This is a genomic window from Burkholderia sp. Bp8963 (genome assembly GCF_003854275.1).
Taxonomy (GTDB): Bacteria; Pseudomonadota; Gammaproteobacteria; order Burkholderiales; family Burkholderiaceae; genus Burkholderia.
The window spans coordinates 22,600-31,302 of sequence record NZ_QTQP01000071.1 but is presented as its reverse complement, the minus strand read 5'-3'; the positions used below and the strand labels follow the sequence as shown (position 1 = coordinate 31,302).

Here is an 8,703-nt window from a genome sequence, read left to right as displayed (position 1 = left end):
TTCCGTCGTCTTCGCATTCGCTTTGAACGTCGGGCCGACATTCACGAAGCATTTCTCAAACTCGGTTGCTGCCTCGTCTGCTGGAACATCTTCAGACGGACGGAGCAGCCTTTTTGAATCCGTCTCTAAAGGACGCCCGCGGCGTCCGTGCTCTCGACCCCGGATTGAACTCCGGGGCTTCCCGCACATTTGGTAAGCGGTGCGGTGACCTGGAGCGGTTGGTTGAATCGGTCAGAACTTGACAGCGGACCTGGGCTCCACCGAGGTGGTCACCGCCCCTTGATCACAAGCACGACAACCAGGATCGCGACCAGCGCAGTGAGCCACTTCAAGCCGGTGAACACCTTGTCGAGCTTTTCCGTCAGTATCCCGACGGGATTCCTGTCGTCCGTGCACACAGGCACCGGCGCTAAGCTGCCATCTCCCGGCAGGCTGACTTTAGGGAGATCGATGGCGAGATATACGACATAGCCGCTGGCAGTTGCCGGCGCCTCCAGTGTGCTGCCATCCTTGCCGGGTCTCAGGAACGCGTGGAATCCACCAGCCGGCGCAGCACCTGACGGAATCGACGTGTAGACGCCCCGCAGACACAGCCCCGCCTTGACAGCGGTGACCTGCCCCGCCTCAACGCCGTCGGCAAGCGCCTGCATGCTGCTCGCCGGCACGTCGCACCATGCCCACCACTGAGCCGGTTCCTGCATCTCATCATCGGACTCGTTGTAGCCGAGCCTTGCCGTGCCAAGCGGATCGTCCGAAAAGGCGATGCCCAGTTCGTCCTGCAATTCACGAAGACCTCGCCGTTCTGTCACGCCGACCTCACGAGCCGCGAAGGTGATGTGTACCGTGCGCGTGTTGGTCTGCCCTTCGCCAATGATCGACAAACAGCAATCGTCCAGACTCGCCGTGCCCTGGACATAGGTCGCAAGCGTCGAATGAGTTGCCCCGCCTGCTGACTCCAGTCGCCTGACAACCTGGATATCCTGCAGCGTCAGCCATAGCGACTTCGCCGGGTAGTACGCCTGCACGTTGCCATCGGCAGCGATCTGCTCGAGCGCATGGCCGGCGCACTCCCGGATTTCGATGCGATCTTGCACGCCCTCCTGTAGCGAGTCATGGCCTTCATGCCCGCGCCGTCCATCGTAGCCAGCACGTTGCCCGGCATCGGGAAATGCCAGGGGTGTCCGGGGCGCAATCCTGACGTTATCGAGAACGTCGTCGTGGGCACGGGCATCCGTTAAAGGCATTCCGGCACGGCCGATCGATGCAGCACGGGCTCGCGAGCGCATCCCGAATTGCGTATCGACGACGGGAAGCACATCGTGGGCCGCCGTATCAGGTGCCAACTCGGGCATCGGCGCCGCGTGCGGATCAATGTACTGCGATCGCGGCGCGTCCGAGACCTTCACGAGCGAAGGAAGCAGCCGGTTCAACAGGTCTGCGTACGGGGTCAGCAGCGGCAAGAACAGGCAGGCCAGTGACAGGTTGAACAGTGTATGAAAATCCGCCACCACCCGCCCATTGTCCGGTTCGATCCTCACCATCACGCAGCCGATCGGCGTGAGTGCTGCAAGCGCAATCACCACGCCGGCCGACAGAATGAGCAGATTGCCGACCGGCCCGCGCCTGGACGCCGGATCGTGCGTTGCCGTCCCTTCCAGCACGGGGTGGATGGCAGCACCCAGGTTCGCCCCCATCACGAGTGCGAAGGCGGTATCGGGCGGAACGACGTTCTGCGCGCCGAGCGACATGATCAGGAGAACGATTGCCACGTTCGAATCGGCGGCCCAGGTCAGGCCAGCTGCCAGCAAGACGTCGATCAGCGGCACGGTCGATGCGTCGCCCAGCAGCATCCGAAGGCTCGGCGCATCCTCGTAGTCTGTCATCACCTGCTGCAGGTGGTGCAGTGCAAGCAGCAGCAGGCCCAGACCAATGAACATGCGCCCCAACTCATGTGCGCGCGTGTTCGATACCTTGCGGAACATCAGCACGCCAACGAGTATCAGCGCAGGCGACACACTGTCGACCTCAAACGACAGCGCTTGCACGATCAACGTCGTACCCACGTTCGCACCGAGCATGACGGCCAGCGCCGGGACAAGGCCGACACGCGCCTGCGCGGTGAATTCCCCCGTCATGACGGCGGTCGTCGCACTGCTCTGCAGCACCGCCGTGACGCCCAACCCGCCGAAGAAGGCAGGGAGTCGCCCGTAAAGTGCCCTTTCCAGCAGCGACCGCAAGCCGGCGCCGAATGCGCGCTGCATGCCGGTCTGAAGCATCTGCGTGCCGAGCAGCACCAGCGCAATCGAGCCAGCGAGATCGATCAGCGTGAACGTGAATGTCATGATTCCGGGTCCCCGACGCCGGCCGGTTGCAATTGCAACTTACTTTGTACCGCCGTCCACTCGCACGCGCCGACGTTCCTCAAGGACACGTGAGTCCGACTGCATGTTGTTGCCGCGAAGAAAACTCACCCGCAGGAGAAACATACTCTAATGGTCCAGTAGGTTTGGTCGCGCGTCGTCGACAGCGCTCGTCACGCAAGCATCGTTCCTGCTTAGGTATTTCATTGCTTTGCGGGGATATGCGAAGTTAATCAGGTAGTGAGGATGGCAAAATCAACCGAATGCGTTTCAGAATTGAAACGCTTTGCCGCAAGGCGGACCTGCCCCGTACAGACCACGGCCGAATTCATTTCGCGCAAAAAATCACTATACTGTTTGTACAGTATTGTCAAGATTGCGAGCAACTATGACGCACCGGGCCACCACAGAAAAAGGCCGGGAAGCCCCGTCGTCGCGCAAGCGTGCTTGCGACGGGGAAATACCGGAATCCGCTGCCGAGAGGCAATCCGCTCCAGCGAAGGCGGGAAAGAGGCGAACCGCGCGTATTGAGGTAGATGCCGCGGACAATGCTCCGCAGGGCAAGGAGCGCCTGAAGAAGGAGAAGGTTGTACGCGACACCTTCACGATGCCGCGATCGGACTACGAAAAAATCACGTTGCTGATCCAGCGGTGTCTCGATGCGGGCGTATCGGTGAAAAAGGGTGAGCTGCTTCGGGCCGGCCTGATTCTGCTGGCGTCCGTGCCCAAGAAACACCTGCTTGCAGCCGTGTCGGCGGTCGAAAGAGTCAGGACTGGTCGGCCACCAAGATCTCATTAGGCCGGTCTTGTGTTCGCGCAGGCAGGCGGCTGACGAAGTGCATCCACCCGGCTCCTGGTTTCGGTTAAGGGGGATATTCTCGTGACTGACAAACACATAACCGGCCAATTCGACACCGACCTTCACCACGCTTCGTTCAAGGTACTCGAGATGGGCGGGCTCGTTGAGTCACAATTGACCAATGCGATGCAGGCCCTCGGCCGCTTTGACCTGGCGTTGGTCGATAAGGTCATTGCCGTGGAGCATCGACTCAATGCGATGGAAGTCGAAATTGATGCGGAGTGCGGCAACATCATCGCTTCTGCGCTGGACTATCTGTCCATCGCGTCGGCCATCGAGCGTATCGGGGACCATGCAACGAATCTGGCGGAACGCGTCATTTACGTCGCCAAGGGCACGGACGTACGCCACCTTTCCCGGGAGCAACTCGAGCGTGAAGCCCTGCGTGATTGAGCACCGGGCAGCGAGGAACACCGAACAAGGCCCGTAAGCACTCACGGGCCGGTATACCTGGCACGCCCATGGTGAACGTCATATGAGCAATCGCGCGGCATTGAGGGCTCTGGATCATGACATTTACGTTCACGTTTATCGATCTGGCTGGATCCGTTGCGCTGCTGCTGTGGGGCACCCATATGGTTCAGACAGGCATCCAGCGCGCCTTCGGTGCCGGTCTACGCTCACTGCTCGGACGGGCTCTGCACGGACGACTGCGCGCCTTCCTGGCTGGACTGGGTGTCACCGCGGTATTGCAGAGCAGTACGGCGACCGGGCTCATGACGGCTGGCTTTGCTGCAGGCGGGCATGTCGGACTGGTCCCTGCGCTTGCTGTCATGCTCGGCGCAAGTGTCGGCACGACACTGATCGTGCAGGTGCTGTCGTTCGATGTTGCGGCGGTCTCGCCCGCGCTGATACTCGTTGGTGTGCTGATGTTCCGCAAGGTGTCGAACACGCGTGCACATGACCTGGGCCGCGTGCTGATCGGCCTGGGCCTGATGCTGCTCGCGCTGCACCAGTTGCTTGGCCTGATGACGGACTACGAGGATGCGCCCAGTTTCCGCATGCTGCTGGGTGTCGCATCGACTGTGCCGCTGGTGGATGTGCTGCTGGCGGCGGGGCTGACCTGGGCCGCACATTCGAGCGTCGCGATCGTTCTGCTCATCATGTCGCTGTGTGCGCAAAACGTGGTGCCGCCTGATACCGCATTTGCACTGGTGCTGGGTGCGAACCTCGGCACCGCTATCAACCCGGTGCTGGAGGGGACGGTAGCCACCGACCCCGCATCGAAGCGCTTGCCGATTGGCAACCTGCTCTCGCGGGTAGCGGGCGTCGTGCTGGCGCTCGCGGCGTTGGACCCGATCGGCCGTTTCATGGTTGCGATCGAGCCGGACAATGCGCGGGTGGTGGCCGATTTTCATACGCTGTTCAACCTGATTCTTGCCTGTCTTTTCCTGCCAATCCTCACGCCATTTGCGGGACTGTTAGGGCGGTTGCTGCCGCAGCGTGCGGACCCCACCGATCCGTCGCGGCCACTGTACCTGGATCCGGCCGCGCAGCAAATTCCGATGGTGGCGCTCGGCAACGCGGCACGTGAGGCACTTCGACTGGCTGATGTGCTCAGCGAGATGCTGGCTGGCGCCCGTGCAGTCCTGGTGGACGGTGACCGTAAGCTGATTGCGGAGACCCGCCAGCGCGACGACATCCTGGACAGCCTGAATACCGCGATCAAGACCTACCTGACGTCGCTTGACCCCGAGCAACTCGCTGAAAACGATCATCGGCGTTTGCACGAAATCCTGACCTTCGTCATCAACCTCGAGCAGGCCGGCGACGTGGTGGATTTGAACCTGCTCCCGCATGCAAGCAAGCGATTGAAGCGCGGGCTCGCGTTCTCGAAAGAAGGGGAAGCCGAACTACTGGACATGCTGGACCGCCTGACGGCCAATCTGCGCACGGCAGCGTCGCTGTTCATGACCGAGGATCCACGTACCGCACGCATGCTGGCTGACGAGAAAGTGGTCTTCCGGGAGGCGGAATCGACTGCGACGGCGGCACACTTTGACCGGCTGCGCTCCGGGCGCATCGATACGGCCCAGACGAGCGCGCTGCATCTCGATCTGCTCCGCGACATGACGCTCATCAACTCGCATATCGTGGCCGCGGCCGCCTATCCGATTCTTGAGCGCACCGGATCCTTGCTGCCCAGCCGGATTGCCGCGGATGAGATGTAGTACCGACATGTTCGACTACGTAAAAATCGATCGTCAGTTCGTGGCACAGCGCAACGCGTGACGTGAGATCGGTGTTCGATACGCGCAAGGGTATCGCTATCAACGGCCGCTACGTGCGGAAGATCTGCGCGAGAAGTGGTTTGTTCCTGCCAAAAAAGAACCCGCATGAAGCGGGCCAAGGCTCTTGCACGAGGACGCCCTTTCAGGCGTGCAATGTAGAGTACCTACTCTATAAGTATGCACGTACGAGAGTTAACCCACAGCAAACGTTTTTATTTCGCGGCCGAAGTCCATCCGTCTATTGTTACGACGATTGACTCTTCGGCAAACCGACAACACCAACACAGCGATGCTAGATCGGTACGTAGCAGCAGCCGGAGGTTTCGACGCAACTCACATCGGGCCACGCTTGCGGACATCGCTGACCGCGTCGAGCAACTGATATTTTCGGATCTTTTCGTAGAGGGTGCTCTTGGCGATGCCGAGCTGGCCGGCCGCCTTCGTCAGGTTGCCGGAATGACGTGCGAGCGCGCGGCGAATGGACTCCGCCTCGGCCGTCTTCAACGACTCCCCGGCGGCCGCCACCGGCAAGCCCGCAACAGGTGGCACGGCGCACACGTCGCCTGGCGCGGCAGCGCCGATCTCGGCGGGAAGCGTGTCGATCGTGATCGTCGGACCATCGGACAGCAGCAGCGAACCTTCGATTGCGTTGCGCAACTCGCGCACGTTGCCGGGCCACGAATAGTTCAGCAGGTGCGCGTACGCTTCGTCATCGAACGACCTCGGCGGCAGGCCGTAACACTCGCACAGATGCGCGAGCCAATGCGCGATGAGCGCCGGCAGATCCTCGCGCCGCTCGCGCAAGCTCGGAATCGACACGGTCGTCACCGCAATCCGGTAATACAGATCCATGCGAAACGCGCCCTTCGCGACGGCATCCTTGAGCGCGCGGTGCGTCGCCGCGACCAGCCGGAAGTTCACCTTGCGCGGCGCATTCTCGCCGAGACGATAGATCTCGTTCTCTTCCAGCACGCGCAGCAGATGCGGCTGAATATCGAGCGGCATCTCGCCGATCTCGTCGAGGAACAGCGTGCCACCATCGGCGGCCTCGATCTTGCCCGCCGCACCGGACTTGCGCGCGCCGGTGAACGCGCCTTCCGCGTAACCGAAGAGTTCGCTGGCGAGCAGATCCCTCGATAGCCCGCCGCAGTTGAGCGCGACGAACGGACCGTCGGCGCGATCGCTTGCCTGATGAATGCCCTGCGCGAACAGCTCCTTGCCAACGCCGGTTTCGCCGAGCAGCAGCACGGGCACCCGGGACGGCGCGAGCTGGCGAGCCCTGCCGACGGCCGCGCGCAACACGGTGCTGACGCCAACGATGCGTTCGAACGCGTGCTGCGGGCCGCCTTGCCGCTCCCGCCCTCGCGCAACCGGAACGGCCCCGCGCGGGTTCGCGACTCCGGCCATCACGATCAGGTAGCCGAGCACGTCCGCGCCCTCGCGCACGGCCTCGATATGGCCGTAGCGCAGCCACGCCGGCGCATCCGCGGAAATGACGACGTCGCCGCGCAGCGCGAGACCGGACAACACGAAACCGGCGTCGAGCCGGACATCGAAGCCGAGCCGGCGCAGCACGGGGACGACTTGCGCATTCGCCTTGACGAGCCGACCATCTTCGTCGACGACGAGCACCGCGTCGGTGGGCGACGCACCGAAACGCGATGCGCAACGGTCGAGCAGGCGCATCCGGCGCGCCATGCCTTCCTTCGCCAGCCGGCTTTCGATGCGGCCCGCGAGCGACACGGCAAGCGCGAGGCTGTACTGGTTGTAGGTGTCGGCGAGCCCCGACACATCGATCACGCCCAGCACGTGCCCGTCTCGCGGATCCTGGATCACGGTGGCCGAGCAGGTCCAGCGCTTGATGCCCGCGCAGAAGTGCTCGGCGCCGTGGATCTGGACCGGCTGCCTGAGCGCGAGCGCCGTGCCGATCGCATTGGTGCCGCAATTCAGTTCGGTCCAGTCGCAGCCCGGAATGAGCCCGACTTCGCGCGCGGGCTCGACGATCCGCATGTCGCCTTCCTGCTGGAGGATCATCCCGCCCGGATCGGCCAGCAGCATCACCGTGCCCGTCTGCGCGAGGAAATCCCGCGTGTGCTGCATCAGCGGCAGGCTGGCATCGATCAGGTGGGCATTCGACATGCGCCACTGCACGAGGCGGTCTTCGTCGAGCGGCGGCGGCGCGTGATGCACGCCCGGATCGACGTGGCCAACCACGCATCGCTGCCACGAATCGTCGACGACGCCACGCACGTCGGGCGAGCGCCAGTCGCTTCCCGTCACCAGATTTTCCCAGGCGGTCATGATGCTGGCGTCATGCTGCGGACTGGGAAACCAGTCCATCGGCGTGCCTCTGTGTTGCATGAGTGTCTCCTGACGGTCCGGTGGGGCGCGAACCGTGGGGCCGTCGTGGCGGCCCTTTCCTGACGTTTGGAATCGCTCGGTCGTAGCGGGCGACGAGCGTTCGCCTATCCTACTCCGATCCGCCACGGGCGGCGGACCCGCGGCAAGTCACAGGCAAGCAAGGTGCGCGCCAGGGTTCGTTCGCGGCGATCGAATGCGCGGCCCGGCGCACGTCGTGCACATCGACTCGTAACGGCGACCGAAAACAAACCGGCCGTTCGAAAATCGAACGGCCGGAAATCGAACGCTTGCAGACTGGTTTCCAGACGCGATGCCGAAGCGAGGCCGGCAGGATCGGCCTCGACAACGCAGCCTCGACAACGGCATCGAACCTCAGATCATTCCGCCCGCTCCGGAATCGGCAGCTTCACCCATTCGGCGTAGAACGCATCGATGTCGGGCTCGAAGTCGTGAATGACCGGGTACCACGGCGTCGGCGCCTCGACGTCATGCATCGCGCCGCACGTCGGGCAGTAGTACTCGCGGTACACCTGCCACTGCGTGTCGGGCGCCATCAGCCGCGGATAGACCTCGTCCATCTCCTCTTCCGAGTCGCGCACGAAAATGCTTGCATGCAGCTTCCAGTTCTCGCGGTAATCGCAGAACACGTGGCCGCAATCGCATTGCGTGACCCATTTCTTCGTGGCCTTTTGCTGCACGATGTACAGATGCGGACCGAGCGGCAGCACGATGCGGTCCTGCCAGCCGAGCTTTTGCTGCAGCGCATCGACATACATCTGGAAGCGCTCGCCGTCCTTCGGCATCGACAGCATGCGCAACGTGGTGTCCCAGTCGAGCTTGCCGTCGACCATGTTCCGGATCTGATCTCTGGTGTAAGTAGACATCTCCACTC

6 protein-coding genes and 1 pseudogene are annotated in these 8,703 nt (G+C 62.7%); 4 read left to right on the top strand and 3 right to left on the bottom strand.

Features of this window, described 5'->3' with window-relative positions:
* Window positions 1-117 (top strand): annotated as a pseudogene (locus DID96_RS34060) (IS5/IS1182 family transposase); the annotation flags it as partial.
* A gap of 152 nt (window positions 118-269) precedes the next feature.
* On the opposite strand, the gene DID96_RS34055 reads toward DID96_RS34060, so the two are convergent.
* The gene (locus DID96_RS34055) at window positions 270-2,342 is read right to left on the bottom strand and encodes a Na/Pi cotransporter family protein (protein WP_124603582.1); all 2,073 of its coding nucleotides are present in this window, start codon (window positions 2,340-2,342) and stop codon (window positions 270-272) included.
* Between the two features lie 406 nt (window positions 2,343-2,748).
* On the opposite strand from DID96_RS34055, the gene DID96_RS39240 reads away from it, so the two are divergent.
* From DID96_RS39240 to DID96_RS34040, 3 genes are all read left to right on the top strand, one after another.
* Window positions 2,749-3,159: a hypothetical protein gene (locus DID96_RS39240; protein ID WP_260464121.1), complete on the top strand. Its 411-nt coding sequence runs from the start codon at window positions 2,749-2,751 to the stop codon at window positions 3,157-3,159.
* Window positions 3,160-3,240: 81 nt separating this feature from the next.
* A complete protein-coding gene (locus DID96_RS34045; RefSeq protein WP_124603581.1) occupies window positions 3,241-3,612 on the top strand; it encodes a PhoU domain-containing protein in 372 nt (123 codons plus the stop codon).
* 116 nt (window positions 3,613-3,728) lie between these two features.
* Complete coding sequence (locus DID96_RS34040; RefSeq protein ID WP_124603580.1) at window positions 3,729-5,390, top strand: Na/Pi cotransporter family protein; 1,662 nt, start codon at window positions 3,729-3,731, stop codon at window positions 5,388-5,390.
* Window positions 5,391-5,783: 393 nt separating this feature from the next.
* On the opposite strand, the gene DID96_RS34035 is transcribed toward DID96_RS34040, so the two are convergent.
* Together DID96_RS34035 and DID96_RS34030 are read right to left on the bottom strand one after the other, a co-directional pair.
* Window positions 5,784-7,811, bottom strand: coding sequence for a sigma-54-dependent Fis family transcriptional regulator (locus DID96_RS34035; protein WP_260464120.1), 2,028 nt, complete (start codon window positions 7,809-7,811; stop codon window positions 5,784-5,786).
* Window positions 7,812-8,188: 377 nt separating this feature from the next.
* Window positions 8,189-8,695 (bottom strand): acetone carboxylase subunit gamma, encoded by a 507-nt coding sequence (locus DID96_RS34030; protein ID WP_124603579.1) that lies wholly within the window; start codon window positions 8,693-8,695, stop codon window positions 8,189-8,191.
* Window positions 8,696-8,703 lie beyond the last annotated feature (8 nt).

Excerpts from the sequence above, each read along its gene's own strand:
- DID96_RS39240 (WP_260464121.1), top strand. The coding sequence starts at position 2,749 with ATGACGCACCGGGCCACCACAGAAAAAGGCCGGGAAGCCCCGTCGTCG.
- DID96_RS34055 (WP_124603582.1), bottom strand. The coding sequence starts at position 2,342 with ATGACATTCACGTTCACGCTGATCGATCTCGCTGGCTCGATTGCGCTG.
- DID96_RS34030 (WP_124603579.1), bottom strand. The coding sequence starts at position 8,695 with ATGTCTACTTACACCAGAGATCAGATCCGGAACATGGTCGACGGCAAG.
- DID96_RS34035 (WP_260464120.1), bottom strand. The coding sequence starts at position 7,811 with ATGCAACACAGAGGCACGCCGATGGACTGGTTTCCCAGTCCGCAGCAT.
- DID96_RS34040 (WP_124603580.1), top strand. The coding sequence starts at position 3,729 with ATGACATTTACGTTCACGTTTATCGATCTGGCTGGATCCGTTGCGCTG.